The sequence below is a fragment of the Curtobacterium sp. NPDC089991 genome (genome assembly GCF_044748425.1).
Lineage (GTDB): Bacteria > Actinomycetota > Actinomycetes > Actinomycetales > Microbacteriaceae > Curtobacterium.
The window spans coordinates 1,058,449-1,072,939 of the sequence record NZ_JBIVGB010000001.1 but is presented as its reverse complement, the minus strand read 5'-3'; the positions used below and the strand labels follow the sequence as shown (position 1 = coordinate 1,072,939).

Here is a 14,491-nt window from a genome sequence, read left to right as displayed (position 1 = left end):
CGCCTGATCGTGCCGCGGTCGCGGCGCAACGACGAGAACGAGGGAGTCGAGCTCATGGGTAGGACGCTCGCCGAGAAGGTGTGGGACGACCACGTCGTGGTCAAGGGTGAGGACGGGAACCCGGACCTCCTCTACATCGACCTCCACCTCGTGCACGAGGTCACGAGCCCGCAGGCGTTCGACGGCCTCCGCCAGGCCGGGCGCCCGGTGCGCCGGCTCGACCTGACGATCGCGACCGAGGACCACAACACCCCGACGCTCGCCATCGACCGCCCCATCGCGGACCCGACGAGCCGGATCCAGATCGAGACCCTGCGCCGCAACTGCGAGGAGTTCGGGGTCCGCCTGCACTCCCTCGGCGACAAGGAGCAGGGGATCGTGCACGTCGTCGGCCCGCAGCTCGGCCTGACGATGCCCGGCATCACCGTCGTCTGCGGCGACTCGCACACCAGCACCCACGGGGCGTTCGGGGCCATGGCGTTCGGCATCGGCACCTCCGAGGTCGAGCACGTGCTGGCGACGCAGACCCTGCCGCTGAAGCCCTTCAAGACGATGGCGATCACGGTCGAGGGCACGTTGCGTCCGGGCGTGACCGCGAAGGACATCATCCTGGCGGTCATCGCCAAGATCGGCACCGGCGGCGGACAGGGCTACGTGCTCGAGTACCGCGGTTCCGCGATCCGCGCCCTCTCCATGGAGGGCCGGATGACGATCTGCAACATGTCGATCGAGGCCGGAGCCCGCGCCGGCATGGTCGCCCCCGACCAGATCACCTACGACTACGTCCAGGGCCGCGACCACGCCCCGACCGGTTCCGACTGGGACGACGCCGTCGCGTACTGGGACACCCTGGCGACCGACGACGACGCCGTGTTCGACGCCGAGGTCTTCATCGACGCCGACGACCTCGAGCCCTTCGTCACCTGGGGCACCAACCCCGGCCAGGGCGTCTCGCTGTCGGAGAACGTGCCTTCGCCTCTCGACTTCGAAGACCCGAACGACCAGGCCGCTGCGCAGCGGGCCCTCGACTACATGGACATCGCCGCCGGCACCCCGATGAAGGACATCGCCGTCGACGCGGTCTTCATGGGCTCGTGCACGAACTCGCGCATCGAGGACCTGCGGGCCTTCGCGTCGATCATCCAGGGCCGCAAGAAGGCCGACGGCGTCCGGGTCATGGTCGTGCCGGGGTCCGCCCGGGTGCGGCTCGAGGCCGAGGCCGAGGGGCTCGACGTCGTGATCAAGGAGTTCGGCGCCGAGTGGCGGTTCGCCGGGTGCTCGATGTGCCTCGGCATGAACCCCGACCAGCTCGCACCGGGGGAGCGCTGCGCGAGCACCTCGAACCGGAACTTCGAGGGGCGCCAGGGCAAGGGCGGGCGCACCCACCTGGTGTCGCCGCTCGTCGCCGCCGCCACCGCGATCCGCGGCACGCTGTCCAGCCCGTGGGACCTGGCGACCGACGACGAGATCGCCGCCGCGACGAGCGCCGCCGCGACCAGCACGACGACCGCCGCGACCAGCACGACCACCGAGGGGACCTTCTGATGGACAAGATCACCACCGTCACCGGCATCGCCGCCCCGCTCAAGCGGTCGAACGTCGACACCGACCAGATCATCCCCGCGGTCTACCTCAAGCGCGTGACGAAGACCGGCTTCGAGGACGCGCTGTTCTCCGGCTGGCGCCAGGACCCCGACTTCGTGCTGAACCAGCCCGAGTACCAGGGCGCGAAGGTCCTGGTGGCCGGTCCGGACTTCGGCACCGGCTCGTCCCGCGAGCACGCGGTATGGGCACTGCGTGACTTCGGCTTCGCGGTCGTCATCTCGCCCCGGTTCGCCGACATCTTCAAGGGCAACGCGGGCAAGCAGGGACTGGTCACCGCGATCGTGACCGAATCGGAAGTCGAGCGGCTCTGGGCCGAGATCGAGCGGAACCCGGGTGTGTCGGCGACCGTGGACCTGGTGGCGCAGCGCGTGTCGCTCGGGGATGTGGACGTCCCCTTCGAGATCGACGCTTACACTCGTTGGCGGTTGATGGAAGGGCTCGACGACATCGGGCTCACCCTCCGTGACGAGACCTCGATCACGGAGTTCGAATCCCGCCGCTCCAGTTGGCGGCCGAAGACATTGCCGGTGAAGTAGTGAACTCTCTCGTACAGGACGCAGCGGCCGCAGGGGCGCGCGTGGGCCTCAAGTCGGACGAGATCGTCATCCGCGGGGGCAAGCCGCTCGTGGGGCGCATCGAGGTCCGCGGGGCGAAGAACCTCGCGACCAAGGCCATGGTGGCGTCGCTGCTCGGTGACACCCCGTCGATCCTCAAGGACGTCCCGGACATCTCCGACGTCAAGGTCGTCCGTGGGCTGCTCGAGGTGCACGGCGTGCGCATCACCGATCCTGCACGAGGCGAGCTCATCCTCGACCCGGCCAACGTCGAGTCGGCGCACTTCGCCGAGATCGACGCCCACGCTGGCTCGAGCCGCATCCCGATCCTGTTCTGCGGCCCGCTGCTGCACAAGCTCGGCGAGGCGTTCATCCCCGACCTCGGCGGCTGCCGCATCGGCGACCGCCCGATCGACTTCCACCTCGACGCGCTCCGCGCCATGGGTGCGGTCGTCGACAAGCAGGTCAACGGCATCCACCTGACGGCCCCGGACGGGCTGAAGGGCGCGTCGATCGAGCTGCCGTACCCGAGCGTCGGCGCGACCGAGCAGGTCCTGTTGTCGTCCGTGCTGGCGACCGGCGTCACGGAGCTGCGCAACGCGGCGATCGAGCCCGAGATCATGGACCTCATCGCGATCCTGCAGAAGATGGGCGCGATCGTGTCCGTCGAGCCGAACCGCGTGATCTTCATCGAGGGCGTCGAGTCGCTGCGCGGCTACACGCACCGTGCGATCAACGACCGCAACGAGGCCGCCAGCTGGGCCTCCGCCGCGCTCGCCACCGATGGCGACATCTTCGTCGAGGGGGCGAACCAGCAGGAGCTCATGACGTTCCTCAACGTCTTCCGCAAGGTCGGCGGCGGTTTCGACGTGCAAGAGGACGGCATCCGCTTCTACCGTGAGCGCGACACCCTCAAGCCCGTCGTCATCGAGACCGACGTGCACCCCGGCTTCATGACCGACTGGCAGCAGCCGCTCGTCGTGGCGCTGACCCAGGCCGAGGGGCAGAGCATCGTGCACGAGACCGTGTACGAGAACCGCTTCGGCTTCACCGATGCGCTGAACGAGATGGGCGCCGACATCGTCGTCCACAAGGAGGGGCTGCCCGGGCACGACCGCCGTGTCGCCCGCCGTCCGTTCGAGCAGGCCGCGGTCATCACCGGTCCGACGACGCTGCACGCGGCGAACGTCCGGGTCCCCGACCTCCGCGGTGGCTTCAGCCACCTCATCGCGGCCCTGACCGCCGACGGCGAGTCCCACATCACCAACGTCGGCATCATCAGCCGCGGCTACGAGCACTTCATCCCGAAGCTGCGGAAGCTGGGCGCCGACTTCGACTTCGCGGGTTAGTCGCGGTGTCGGTTCCGCAGCCGGGTGACGGTCCGTCGCGTCCGGGTGACGGCCCGTCGGGCCAGGGCGATGGCCGGGAGGCCCGTGGTGCGTCCGCCGTGCAGGTCGCGACCGGCCTGCCGGTGCGTGGACGGCGTTGGAAGCGTGGGGAGCTCAACCCCGCGTTCCGCATCGTGGCGTCGATCGTCATCCCGACGTTCCGGTTCTCGTCGAACTACCACTGGTACGGCCCGAACCGCCTGCCGGCGGACGGTGCCTTCGTGCTCGCCCCGAACCACTTCACGAACATCGACCCGCTGGTCGTCGGCACCGCCGTCTACATCAGTCGGCGGGCCCCGCGGTTCCTGGCCAAGGCCTCGCTGTTCAAGGTGCCCGTCTTCGGCAAGCTCATGTCCGGCATGGGGCAGATCCCGGTCGAGCGCTCCGGCCGCACCCGGTTGAGCGACCCACTCGGCGGCGGGCGGTCGCTCATCGAGCAGGGTGGGGCGATCATCGTCTACCCCGAGGGCACGCTCACCCGCGACCCCGACCTGTGGCCGATGCGCGGCAAGACCGGGGCCGTCCGCATCGCGCTCGAGAACGACGTGCCGCTGATCCCGATGGCCCACTGGGGCACGCAGGGCATCATGGCGCGCTACTCGAACAAGCTCCGCCTGTTCCCGCGGTCGCGCGTGGACGTCATCGTCGGCGACCCCGTCGACCTGTCCGCCTACCGTGGCCGGCCGATCGACCAGCAGATGCTGACCGAGGCCACCGAGCTGCTCATGCAGCGCATCACGCAGCTGCTCGAGCAGCTCCGTGGCGAGCAGGCCCCGACGACCCGCTGGGACCCGGCGGCGAACAACCAGAAGGAGACCGGCCGGTTTGAGTGACCTCCGCCCGCACGACGATCGTCCCGACCCCGTCGCAGCAGCGCCGGGTGCCTTCGACACCGCCGCGATCCGGGTGGTGATGCAGTCGACCGACAAGCCCCGCGTGGCGGTCATCGGTGCCGGCAGCTGGGGCACCACGTTCGCGAAGGTGCTCGCCGAGGGCGGTGCCTCCACGGTCGTGTGGGCCCGCCGTCCCGAGGTCGCCCGCGAGATCACCGAGACGAAGCGGAACTCCGACTACCTGCCCGGCATCAACCTGCCCCGCACCCTCACGGCGTCGACGTCGCTCGAGCAGGTGCTCGACGGCGCCACCCAGGTGTACGTGTCGGTGCCGTCGCAGACGCTGCGCTCGAACCTCGACGCGATCCGCGAGCTCCTGCCCGCCGGTGTCCCCGTCGTCAGCCTGATGAAGGGCGTCGAGAAGAGCACCGGCCTGCGGATGAGCGAGGTCCTGCTCCAGGGACTCGGCATCGACCAGGACCGCATCGCCGTCGCGAGCGGACCGAACCTGGCGCTCGAGATCGCCCGTCGGCAGCCGACCGCCGCCGTGGTGTCCTCGTCGAGCGTGGAGACCGCGACCGCTGTCGCCGCGGTCGCGACGAACCCGTACTTCCGGTCGTTCATCAACACCGACGTCATCGGCACCGAGTTCGGCGGCGTGCTGAAGAACCTCATCGCCGTGGCGATCGGCATCGTCGACGGTGTCGGCTACGGCGAGAACACCAAGGCGTCGATCATCACCCGCGGCCTCGCCGAGATGACCGAGTTCGCGGTGTCGCTCGGCGCGCAGCCGTCGACCCTGTCGGGCCTCGCGGGCCTCGGTGACCTCATCGCCACCTGCCAGTCGCCGCTGTCCCGGAACAACACCGCCGGGCGCCTGCTCGGGCAGGGGTACCGGTTCGACGAGGTCGTGCGGCAGATGAACCAGACCGCCGAGGGCCTGGCGTCCGTCGCACCGATCCTCGAGCTCGCCGCCGCGAACGGCGTCGACATGCCCATCGTCAGCCAGGTCGGCGAGGTCCTCGCCGGTAGGCTCGATCCGCGCAACATCGCGCCGCACCTCACCGAGACCGACGAGCCCCAGGGCGAGTGACCGGTCCCGCACCGAGTCACGAAGGGACTCCCGTGCCCACGATCCCCGAGGGAACCGTCGTTCCCACGACCACCGTCGCCGTCCTGTTCGGCGGGCGCTCGAGCGAGCACGAGATCAGCTGCGTGACCGCCGGCGGCATCATGGACGTCGTCGACCGCACCGAGTACCAGATCGTCCCGATCGGCATCACGAAGGACGGCGCGTTCACGCTGCAGTCCGACGACCCCTCGCAGTGGGCGATCCGCGACGGCTCCCTGCCGACCGTGCCCGACAACGGCACGCGTGTGGCGTTCCCGACGTCGCCGGCGACGAACGAACTCGTCGTCTCGCACCCGGACGGCTCGGTCACGACCGTCGCCGTCGACGTGGTGTTCCCGATCCTGCACGGTCCGTTCGGCGAGGACGGCACGATCCAGGGCCTGCTCGAGATCGCTGGTCTGCCGTACGTCGGTGACGGCGTGCTCGCGAGCGCCCTGGCGATGGACAAGCACGTCGCGAAGGCCGTCCTCGAGCACGCCGGTCTGCGGGTCGCTCCCTGGACGACTGTGCTCCGCCGTGAATGGGCGGCCGCCCCGGTCGACGTCGCCGAGGCGATCGCGGCGCACGGCTGGCCGCTGTTCGTGAAGCCGGCACGCGCCGGGTCGAGCATGGGCGTCTCGCGCGTCGACGGGTCCGACGAGCTCGGCGCCGCGATGGACCTGGCGTTCGAGCACGACTCCAAGGTGATCGTCGAACCCCGCGTCGTCGGCCGCGAGGTCGAGGTCGCCGTGCTCGAGGGCCGTGACGGTGCGCCGCGCACGAGCCTGCCCGGCGAGATCGTCGTGGCCGAGGACGGCTTCTACGACTTCGCGTCGAAGTACCTCGGTGGCGATGAGTCCCTGCTGTGCCCGGCGCCGCTCACCGAGGCGCAGACCGACGAGATCCGGTCGATCGGTGCTCGTGCGTTCGAGGCCATCGGTGGTTCCGGGCTCGCCCGCGTCGACTGCTTCCTGACCGACGACGGCTTCGTCGTGAACGAGGTCAACACGATGCCCGGGTTCACCCCGCTGTCGATGTACCCGCGCTGCTGGGCGGCATCCGGTGTGTCCTACGGCGAGCTGGTCACCGAGCTCATCGAGCTGGGGCGCGCCGCCGTCCGGTGACGCTGGGCGGGGCGACGGGGTCGGCCCGCGTCAGCCCTGCACGTCGGACGGGTCCAGGCACTTGTGCCCGTCCTCCGGCAGCGTCGACACCGCCGTCGCGATGTCCTGCAGCACCGCGCTGCCGGTCTTCGACGTGTCGACGACGACCTGCACCGCGGGGGACCGTCCGAACGTCGTGTAGACGATCTGCTTGCCGCGGTCGTCGCGGATCCAGTCGACCGACCCGAGCGTGAAGCACGGCAGGTCGGACACGGTGGGCACGGCCACGCCGCAGTGGTAGAGCGCGGCCTCCGGGTCGCCCCAGGCCGCGGTGGACTGCGCGTTGGTGTTCCGCAGGTCGTACGTCGAGTCGACGGTCGCGGGCAACCGCACCTGTGCGGCCGCGCACGCCGCCGCGTTCGCGGAGGGTGCCGCGCTCATGCCGACGGAGTTGGTGCACCCGGTCAGCCCTGCCGCGAGGGCGATCACGACCCCCGCGATCGCGAGGGTGCGAGGGGTGCGGCGCGCGGTGTCCATCGCGGTCCAGGCTACCGTTCTCGTGTGGACGCGACGTACGACGCCTGGGCCGGACCGACCGTGGGGGAGCTCGGTGAGCTGGTCGTCCTCGACCGGATCACGAGTCGGCTGCCGGCGGGCTCACCGCTCGTGGGGCCCGGGGACGACTGCGCCGTGGTCGCCGCTCCCGACGGCCGGTTCGTCGTGACGACGGACATGATGGTGCACGGCCCGGACTTCCGGTGGGCGTGGTCCTCGCCCGAGGACGTCGGCTGGAAGGCCGCCGCGACGAACCTGTCGGACGTCGCGGCGATGGGTGCGGCGCCGAGTGGCCTCGTCATCGCCCTCGCTGCACCGCAGGACACCCCCGTGGCGGTGCTCGAGGGCATCGCGGACGGGTTCCGCCTCGCTGTCGACGCCCTCGCGCCCGGCTGCGGTGTGGTCGGCGGCGACCTCTCCACCTCGGCGACCTTCACGGTGGCGGTGACGGCGTTCGGCGACCTCGGTGGTCGCGCCCCGGTGCTCCGGTCAGGCGCTCGTGTGGGCGACGTCGTGGCGGTCTCCGGCGAACTCGGCCGTGCTGCCCGCGGGCTCGCACGGCTCTTCCGTGACGGCGTGGACGCGCAGGGCGAGCCGGACCGTGCAGCGACGGTGGCGAGCGGTGCGGACGCCGATCCCGACGTCGACCGCCAGCGCCGACCCGTGCCCCCGATCGGCGACGGGCCCCTCGCTGCTGTCGCCGGGGCGACGGCGATGCTCGACCTGTCCGACGGCCTGGCGATCGACGCCGGGCGGCTGGCCCGTGCGAGCCGGGTGACGCTCGACCTCGATGCCGACGCCCCGCTCGACGAGGTCGCGCTGCACGGTGGCGAGGACCACGGCCTGCTCGCGACCTTCCCCACCGAGGCTGCGCTGCCGGATGGCTTCCGCCGCATCGGCGTCGTGCGCGACCGCGGCGACGGGGACCTGCTGCGCGCCGGGTCTCCGGTGCCGACGACCGGCTGGGACCCCTACGCCGACTGGGACGGCGCCGCCGGCTGACCCGCCCTGCCCGACGTCGGACGGCGGCAACGTGGCGGAGCCGAGCCGGGCCTCCCGGTCAGTGCGCGCGCATCGGTCGACGGAACACGCGTTGATCACCTGGCGTCCTGTCGGAAGATGCGCACGCATCCGATGCATGCGCATCTTGCGACACGGCACGCGTCGATCGACTCGTGGATCGTCGCGAAACGCGCCCACCCAGCGACGCCGGCGCGGCTCAGGACGCGGCGGCGGCCACGGCCTCCCACGCCACGGTCTCGCCGTAGCTGCGCTTGCTGAACGGCTCGAGCCCGGCGGGCCACGTCGGTTCGGCGGAGCGCTTGCTCCGCTCGACGACCACCACGGCACCGGCGGTCAACCGCGGCACGAGCGTCTCGAGCACCTCGGCGATCTCGTGCTCGGTCACGTCGTACGGCGGATCGATGAAGACCAGGTCGAACGTGCGCACCGTCCCGCGCAGGTACCCGAGCACCGGCTGCGGCTGCACGTCGATCCGCACCCCGGGGATCCGCTGCTGCACGGCCTTCGCGTTCGCCCGGCACGCCTGCGCCGCGGCCGACGCGCGGTCGACCAACACGACCTCGACCGCACCGCGCGACGCCGCTTCGAGCCCGAGGGCACCGGTGCCGGCGTAGAGGTCCGCGACGGAGGTGTCGTCGACGAGCCCACGGGCCTCGAGCGACGAGAACAGCGCCTCGCGCACCCGGTCGCTCGTCGGCCGCGTGCCGGACTTCGGCACACGGAGCGTCGTGTTGCCGGCGGCGCCGGCGATGATGCGGGTCATGCAGCCACCGTATCGGCCGGCGGCGTCGTCCACAGGCCGGACGGGAGGCACGTGGCACGTCGGTCGTGCCCGGTACCGTGGTGTCCGTGGTCACCACCGGAACCCCCGCTGCGCCGGCCGCGCCCGACCTCGGTCCGGCGCCCCTCGACGCGCGGCTCGCGAACGTGCTCGGTGGTCGGACCGCGTCCGCGATCCAGAAGGCGTTCGGCCACCGCACGGTGGGTGAGTTCCTCGAGCACGCGCCCCGGCGCTACGCCGAGCGCGGGGCCCTGACGGCGCTCGACTCCCTGGCGATCGGCGAGCCGGTCACCATCGTGGCCGAGGTGGTCGACGTCCGCGAGCGCACGATGCGTGCCCGCCGCGGATCGATCCTCGAAGCCAAGATCGGCGACGGCAAGGGGCTGCTCACCCTGACGTTCTTCAACCAGGGCTGGCGCACCAAGGACCTGGTGCCCGGTGCCCGCGGCATCTTCTCCGGCAAGGTCAGCGACTACCGCGGTGCCCGCCAGCTCGCCCACCCGGACTACGAGCTCTTCGACCCCGACGACCCCCGCGCCACGGCCGACCCGGGTTCGAACGAAGCGATCCGGTGGTCGCGGCAGCCGATCCCGATCTACCCGGCGACGGCCTCCCTCACCTCGTGGCAGATCGCGAAGTCGATGGGCATCGTGCTCGACACCCTGCCGGACCTGCCCGACCCGGTGCCGGCCTCGGCGCGCAGCCGGCTCGACCTCGTCCCGTTCCGCCGGGCGCTCGAGCTGCTCCACCGCCCCGAGAAGGTCGCGGACTTCAAGCGCGCGCAGGACGCCCTGCGCTACCGCGAGGCGTTCGTGCTGCAGACCGCCCTGGTGCAGCGCCGGATCCGCGCCCGACGCACCGCGGCGACCCCGCGGGTGGCGGCTCCCGGTGGCATCCTCGAGCGCTTCGACGCCACCCTGCCGTTCACCCTGACCGACGACCAGCGTGCCGTCGGTGCCGAGATCGACACCGACATCGCCCGCACCTGGCCGATGCACCGGCTGGTGCAGGGCGAGGTCGGTTCCGGCAAGACCCTCGTGGCCATCCGCGCCATGCTCACGGTGGCCGAGTCCGGTGGGCAGTCCGCCCTCATCGCCCCGACCGAGGTGCTGGCCGCGCAGCACCTGCGGTCCATCGTGAAGTTCCTCGGACCGGACCTGGCGGCCGAGCTCCGTCCGGTGATCCTGACCGGGTCGCAGTCCACCGACGAACGCCGACGGGCGCTGCTCGCCGCGGCGTCGGGCAGCTCGAGGCTCGTGGTCGGCACCCACGCCCTGCTCGGCGACCGCGTCGACTTCGCCGAGCTCGGGCTCGTGGTCGTCGACGAGCAGCACCGCTTCGGCGTCGAGCAACGTGAAGCGCTCCGGACCAAGGGCGCCACCCCGCCGCACGTCCTGGTGCTCACCGCCACGCCGATCCCACGCACCGTCGCGATGACGGTGTTCGGCGACCTCGACGTCTCGACGATCACCGGGCTGCCCTCCGGCCGTGCCGGCGTCGAGACCTTCACGGTCCCGCTGGCGGAGCACCCCGGGTGGGAGTCCCGCATCTGGTCCCGGATGGCGGAGGAGCTCGACAAGGGGCGTCAGGCCTTCGTGGTCTGCCCCGCGATCGACGACGCCCACGCCGAGGACGACGGCGAGCCCGCGCCCGCCGAGTCCGAGGACGACGCCCCCAAGCGCGCCCCGGCGACCGTGCTCGCCACCGCCGAGCGGATGCGCACGATGCCCGTGCTCGACGGCCGGCGGATCGCGGTGCTGCACGGCCGGATGACGGCGGAGGAGAAGGACCGCGTGATGACGTCCTTCGCCGCCGGCGACCTGGACGTCCTCGTCGCCACGACCGTGATCGAGGTCGGTGTCGACGTGCCGAACGCCGCGATGATGGCCGTGCTCGACGCCGATCGCTTCGGCGTCTCCCAGCTGCACCAGCTGCGCGGACGCATCGGCCGTGGGCAGTGGGCGGGCGTCTGCCTGCTCGTCACCACCGCCGAGCTCGAGACCACCTCGCGGGAGCGCGTCGACGCGGTGTCCGCCTCGGACGACGGCTTCGAGCTCGCCCGGGTCGACCTCGAGCTCCGGCGCGAGGGCGACGTGCTCGGCGAGCGGCAGTCGGGCGGCCGGTCGTCGCTCAACCTGCTGCGCGTGGTCGAGCACGCCGACCTCATCGTGGACGCCCGTGGTGAAGCCGAGCGGGTCCTCGAGCCCGATCCCGAGCTCGACGGGTCCCCGGCCCTGCGCGAGGCACTGGCACGCCGCCTCGACGAGTCCGACGCGGCGTTCCTCGGCAAGAACTGACCCGGAGCCGGACGCCCCGGCACGGACCGGTATCGTCGCTGCCATGGCGCAGATCGCGGTGGTCCCCGGTTCCTTCGACCCCGTCACGCTCGGGCACCTCGACGTCATCGGTCGAGCTGCTGGGCTGTTCGACGAGGTGCACGTGCTCGTGGTGCACAACCCGGACAAGAAGCCCGCGATGTTCGAGGCGGTCGACCGCGTCCGGCTCATCGAGGAGTCCTTGGCCGAGGTCGGCACGCCGGGAACGGTCCGGGTCGGGGAGTGGACCTCCGGGCTCCTCGTCGACTACTGCCGGCAGGTCGGGGCGAAGGTGCTCGTCAAGGGCGTGCGGTCGGGCGAGGACGTCGCCTACGAGACCCCGATGGCGATCATGAACCGGCACCTCGCCGACGTCGAGACCGTGTTCCTGCTGCCCGACGCCTCGCGCTCCCACGTGTCGAGCTCGCTCATCCGCCAGGTGTCGACGCTCGGCGGCGACGTCACCCCCTACGTGCCGAAGGCCGTGGCGGCAGCCCTCGCCGCACGCTGAGCCGCACGCCGAGCCGCGCGCCGAGCCGGAGGCACGGCCGGCCGACGCGCGGACACACCCCCGCCTGCCTCGACTCTCGGCTGCGTTCACGCTAGGGTTGACGATCGTGTCTTCCCACGTGAACAGCCCCTACGCCCTGCGCGTGCGCGACCTGGCGCACCGTCCGGGCGAGATGCGCGAGCACTCGCTCGACATCGTGGTGCCGGACGCGCTGGGAGCCGGTGTGATCGCGGTGCGCGAAGGTGCTCCGCTGCGCATCGACCTGCGGCTCGAGGGCCTGCACGAGGGTGTCCTCGTGTCCGGTCACGCCTCGGCCGACGCGACGGGGGAGTGCTCGCGCTGCCTCATCGACATCAGCGAACCCGTCGAGGTCGATTTCGCCGAGCTGTTCGCGTATGATGCCTCGGAGGATTTCGACTTCTTCGTTCGCGATGACCACGTGGACTGCGAACAGGTCGTTCGAGATGCGGTGGTGCTGGCGCTGCCGTTCCAGCCGGTCTGCCGACCGGACTGCCCAGGCCTCGACCCGGTGACGGGCGAGCGACTGGCCGACCTCGATGAGCAGCCCGTTCACGAGACCCTGGACCCGCGCTGGGCAGCCCTGACCGGCATCCAGCTCGAAGCAGCCGAGCGTGCCGCCCACGGCGACACCACCGACACGAAGACCACCGAGGGCGAGGAGCGGGCCGAGGCCGAGTAGGCCCCGACACCGCCAGCCCCCGTACCGACCACCGACCAACCGAAAGAGATTCACCATGGCCGTTCCCAAGCGCAAGCAGTCCCGTGCGAACACGCACGCCCGTCGTTCGCAGTGGAAGGCCACGCCGATCCAGCTCGTCAAGACGATCGAGAACGGTCAGGTCACCTACAGCCTCCCGCACCGCGCGAAGGTCGTCGAGGACTCGGCCGGCACCCCCCTGTACATGGAGTACAAGGGCCGCAAGGTCGCTGACGTCTGATCGGACCGAACGCATGACGACGACGTCCGGCGCCACGGGGTCCCGCCCCGTTGGGCCGGACGTCGTTCGTCTGCAGGGCCAGCTCGGGGTCGACATCGACCTCGAGCTGCTCCAGCTCGCCCTGACACACCGCTCCTACGCCTACGAGCACGGGGGCATCAAGCACAACGAGCGCCTCGAGTTCCTCGGCGACTCGATCCTCGGCCAGGCCGTGACCGTGAAGCTCTACCGGTCCTTCCCCGACCTCGACGAGGGTGACCTCGCGAAGCGTCGCGCCAGCCTGGTGTCGACGGTCGCGCTGGCCGAGATCGCCCGGATGATCGGGCTCGGCCAGTACCTGCGCCTCGGCAAGGGCGAGGAACAGACCGGCGGCCGCGACAAGTCGTCGATCCTCGCCGACACCGTCGAAGCCGTCATCGGTGCCACCTACCTGTCCGCGGGCCCCGACCCGGCGACCGACCTGGTGCTCCGCCTGGTCGAGCCGCTGATGATCGACCCCGACCGCTTCGGCGCTGCGATGGACCCGAAGACGAGCCTGCAGGAGCTCGCGGCGAGCCTGTCGCTCGGCAACCCGGCCTACCGCGTCACCGAGACCGGCCCGGACCACGACAAGACCTTCAGCGCGACCGTCGTCCTGCAGGGCGAGGACATCGCCGTCGGCACCGGCTCGAGCAAGAAGGCCGCCGAGATGTCCGCGGCGCTCGACGCCTGGACCCGGCTGTCCGGCCGAGCGGCCTGACCGCGTGCCCGAACTCCCCGAGGTCGAGGTCGTCCGCGCCGGCCTCGAACCCGCGGTCAGCGGCGCTCGGGTGCTGCACGTCGACGTCGTGGACGAGCGAGCGCTCACCCGGCACGACGGCCCGGCCGAGGACTTCGCCGACCGCCTGACCGGTCGCACCATCGCCGCAGCGGTCCGTCGGGGCAAGTTCCTCTGGATGCCGTTGCAGCCCGAGCACGAGGGCGACCGGCCCGAAGCGCTCGTCGCCCACCTCGGCATGAGCGGCCAGATCCTGCTCGGCCGCGGTCGACCGGCGGCGAAGCACCGCCGCATCCTCATCGACGTGCAACCCGTCGGCACCGACCGCGACGGCACCGCCGAACCCGCGGTCGAGCTCGAGTTCGTCGACCAACGTACCTTCGGCTCGATGGCGATCGACGCGATGGTGCCGACGGTGGACGGCGCCCCGGCCGGGTTCGCCGGGCACGTCGACGCATCGGTCCCCGACGCCGTGTGGCGCCGGAGCGTGCCGCAGCAGGTGTCGCACATCGCCCGCGACCCGCTCGACCCCGCGTTCGACGACGACCGCTTCACCGCCATCGCCCGGAAGCGTTCGAGCGGCATCAAGCGGATCCTGCTCGACCAGGGCGTCGTGAGCGGCATCGGGAACATCTACGCCGACGAGTCCCTCTGGGCTGCGAAGCTGCACTACGACCGACCGGCCGAGCGGCTGACCCGTGCCGACCTCGCACGCCTGCTCCACGAGGTGCGCAGTGTCCTCCGGCGTGCGCTCGAGGACGGCGGGACGAGCTTCGACGCCCAGTACGTCAACGTCAACGGGCAGTCCGGGTACTTCTCGCAGCGCCTGAACGTGTACGGCCAGCAGGGCAAGCCGTGCCCCCGCTGCGGCACCACGATCGTGCGCGAGGCCTTCATGAACCGGTCGAGCCACATCTGCCCCGTGTGCCAACCGCGTCCCCGCGCCCGGACGCGTTAGCCTGACGCCCAGCAGCACAGCCCAGCAGCGGCCCCGCC

15 protein-coding genes are annotated in these 14,491 nt (G+C 71.4%); 13 read left to right on the top strand and 2 right to left on the bottom strand.

Annotated features, from left to right (window positions below; translation table 11 throughout):
• Positions 1–54: 54 nt before the first annotated feature.
• From leuC to ACIPV1_RS05015, 6 genes are all read left to right on the top strand, one after another.
• Positions 55–1,545: a 3-isopropylmalate dehydratase large subunit gene (gene leuC, locus ACIPV1_RS05040; protein WP_131846387.1), complete on the top strand. Its 1,491-nt coding sequence runs from the start codon at positions 55–57 to the stop codon at positions 1,543–1,545.
• Positions 1,545–2,141 (top strand): 3-isopropylmalate dehydratase small subunit, encoded by a 597-nt coding sequence (gene leuD, locus ACIPV1_RS05035; protein ID WP_111086049.1) that lies wholly within the window; start codon positions 1,545–1,547, stop codon positions 2,139–2,141. The genes leuC and leuD overlap by 1 nt, the downstream gene beginning before the upstream one ends.
• Entirely contained in the window at positions 2,141–3,508 is a 1,368-nt protein-coding gene (murA, locus tag ACIPV1_RS05030; protein ID WP_111086050.1) for a UDP-N-acetylglucosamine 1-carboxyvinyltransferase, read from the top strand. The genes leuD and murA overlap by 1 nt, the downstream gene beginning before the upstream one ends.
• A 98-nt stretch (positions 3,509–3,606) precedes the next feature.
• The gene (locus ACIPV1_RS05025) at positions 3,607–4,380 is read left to right on the top strand and encodes a lysophospholipid acyltransferase family protein (RefSeq protein WP_402725864.1); all 774 of its coding nucleotides are present in this window, start codon (positions 3,607–3,609) and stop codon (positions 4,378–4,380) included.
• 79 nt (positions 4,381–4,459) lie between these two features.
• Positions 4,460–5,473: an NAD(P)H-dependent glycerol-3-phosphate dehydrogenase gene (locus ACIPV1_RS05020; protein ID WP_111086095.1), complete on the top strand. Its 1,014-nt coding sequence runs from the start codon at positions 4,460–4,462 to the stop codon at positions 5,471–5,473.
• Positions 5,474–5,505: 32 nt separating this feature from the next.
• Entirely contained in the window at positions 5,506–6,615 is a 1,110-nt protein-coding gene (locus ACIPV1_RS05015; RefSeq protein WP_402725863.1) for a D-alanine--D-alanine ligase family protein, read from the top strand.
• A 30-nt stretch (positions 6,616–6,645) separates the two neighbouring features.
• On the opposite strand, the gene ACIPV1_RS05010 is transcribed toward ACIPV1_RS05015, so the two are convergent.
• Positions 6,646–7,131 carry a DUF3515 family protein gene (locus ACIPV1_RS05010; protein ID WP_123937673.1) on the bottom strand — a complete coding sequence of 162 codons (486 nt, stop codon included), beginning with the start codon at positions 7,129–7,131 and terminating at the stop codon, positions 6,646–6,648.
• Between the two features lie 24 nt (positions 7,132–7,155).
• On the opposite strand from ACIPV1_RS05010, the gene thiL reads away from it, so the two are divergent.
• Positions 7,156–8,151 carry a thiamine-phosphate kinase gene (gene thiL, locus ACIPV1_RS05005; protein WP_402725862.1) on the top strand — a complete coding sequence of 332 codons (996 nt, stop codon included), beginning with the start codon at positions 7,156–7,158 and terminating at the stop codon, positions 8,149–8,151.
• A 217-nt stretch (positions 8,152–8,368) separates the two neighbouring features.
• On the opposite strand, the gene ACIPV1_RS05000 is transcribed toward thiL, so the two are convergent.
• Complete coding sequence (locus ACIPV1_RS05000; RefSeq protein ID WP_402725861.1) at positions 8,369–8,935, bottom strand: RsmD family RNA methyltransferase; 567 nt, start codon at positions 8,933–8,935, stop codon at positions 8,369–8,371.
• 86 nt (positions 8,936–9,021) lie between these two features.
• Here ACIPV1_RS05000 and ACIPV1_RS04995 point away from each other — a divergent pair, with 86 nt between their 5' ends.
• From ACIPV1_RS04995 to mutM, 6 genes are all read left to right on the top strand, one after another.
• Entirely contained in the window at positions 9,022–11,250 is a 2,229-nt protein-coding gene (locus ACIPV1_RS04995; protein WP_402725860.1) for an ATP-dependent DNA helicase RecG, read from the top strand.
• Between the two features lie 43 nt (positions 11,251–11,293).
• On the top strand, positions 11,294–11,779 hold the full coding sequence (gene coaD / locus ACIPV1_RS04990; RefSeq protein ID WP_111086053.1) for a pantetheine-phosphate adenylyltransferase: 486 nt from the start codon (positions 11,294–11,296) through the stop codon (positions 11,777–11,779).
• Between the two features lie 118 nt (positions 11,780–11,897).
• The gene (locus ACIPV1_RS04985) at positions 11,898–12,479 is read left to right on the top strand and encodes a DUF177 domain-containing protein (RefSeq protein WP_111086054.1); all 582 of its coding nucleotides are present in this window, start codon (positions 11,898–11,900) and stop codon (positions 12,477–12,479) included.
• A gap of 55 nt (positions 12,480–12,534) precedes the next feature.
• Complete coding sequence (gene rpmF / locus ACIPV1_RS04980) at positions 12,535–12,738, top strand: 50S ribosomal protein L32 (protein WP_017888273.1); 204 nt, start codon at positions 12,535–12,537, stop codon at positions 12,736–12,738.
• A 13-nt stretch (positions 12,739–12,751) separates the two neighbouring features.
• A complete protein-coding gene (rnc, locus tag ACIPV1_RS04975) occupies positions 12,752–13,477 on the top strand; it encodes a ribonuclease III (RefSeq protein ID WP_228506018.1) in 726 nt (241 codons plus the stop codon).
• Positions 13,478–13,481: 4 nt separating this feature from the next.
• Positions 13,482–14,453 carry a bifunctional DNA-formamidopyrimidine glycosylase/DNA-(apurinic or apyrimidinic site) lyase gene (mutM, locus tag ACIPV1_RS04970; protein ID WP_402725859.1) on the top strand — a complete coding sequence of 324 codons (972 nt, stop codon included), beginning with the start codon at positions 13,482–13,484 and terminating at the stop codon, positions 14,451–14,453.
• Positions 14,454–14,491 lie beyond the last annotated feature (38 nt).

Coding starts and splice junctions, on each gene's coding strand:
- leuC (WP_131846387.1), top strand. CDS start 55: ATGGGTAGGACGCTCGCCGAGAAGGTGTGGGACGACCACGTCGTGGTC.
- leuD (WP_111086049.1), top strand. CDS start 1,545: ATGGACAAGATCACCACCGTCACCGGCATCGCCGCCCCGCTCAAGCGG.
- ACIPV1_RS05020 (WP_111086095.1), top strand. CDS start 4,460: ATGCAGTCGACCGACAAGCCCCGCGTGGCGGTCATCGGTGCCGGCAGC.
- ACIPV1_RS05010 (WP_123937673.1), bottom strand. CDS start 7,131: ATGGACACCGCGCGCCGCACCCCTCGCACCCTCGCGATCGCGGGGGTC.
- ACIPV1_RS05000 (WP_402725861.1), bottom strand. CDS start 8,935: ATGACCCGCATCATCGCCGGCGCCGCCGGCAACACGACGCTCCGTGTG.
- coaD (WP_111086053.1), top strand. CDS start 11,294: ATGGCGCAGATCGCGGTGGTCCCCGGTTCCTTCGACCCCGTCACGCTC.
- rpmF (WP_017888273.1), top strand. CDS start 12,535: ATGGCCGTTCCCAAGCGCAAGCAGTCCCGTGCGAACACGCACGCCCGT.
- rnc (WP_228506018.1), top strand. CDS start 12,752: ATGACGACGACGTCCGGCGCCACGGGGTCCCGCCCCGTTGGGCCGGAC.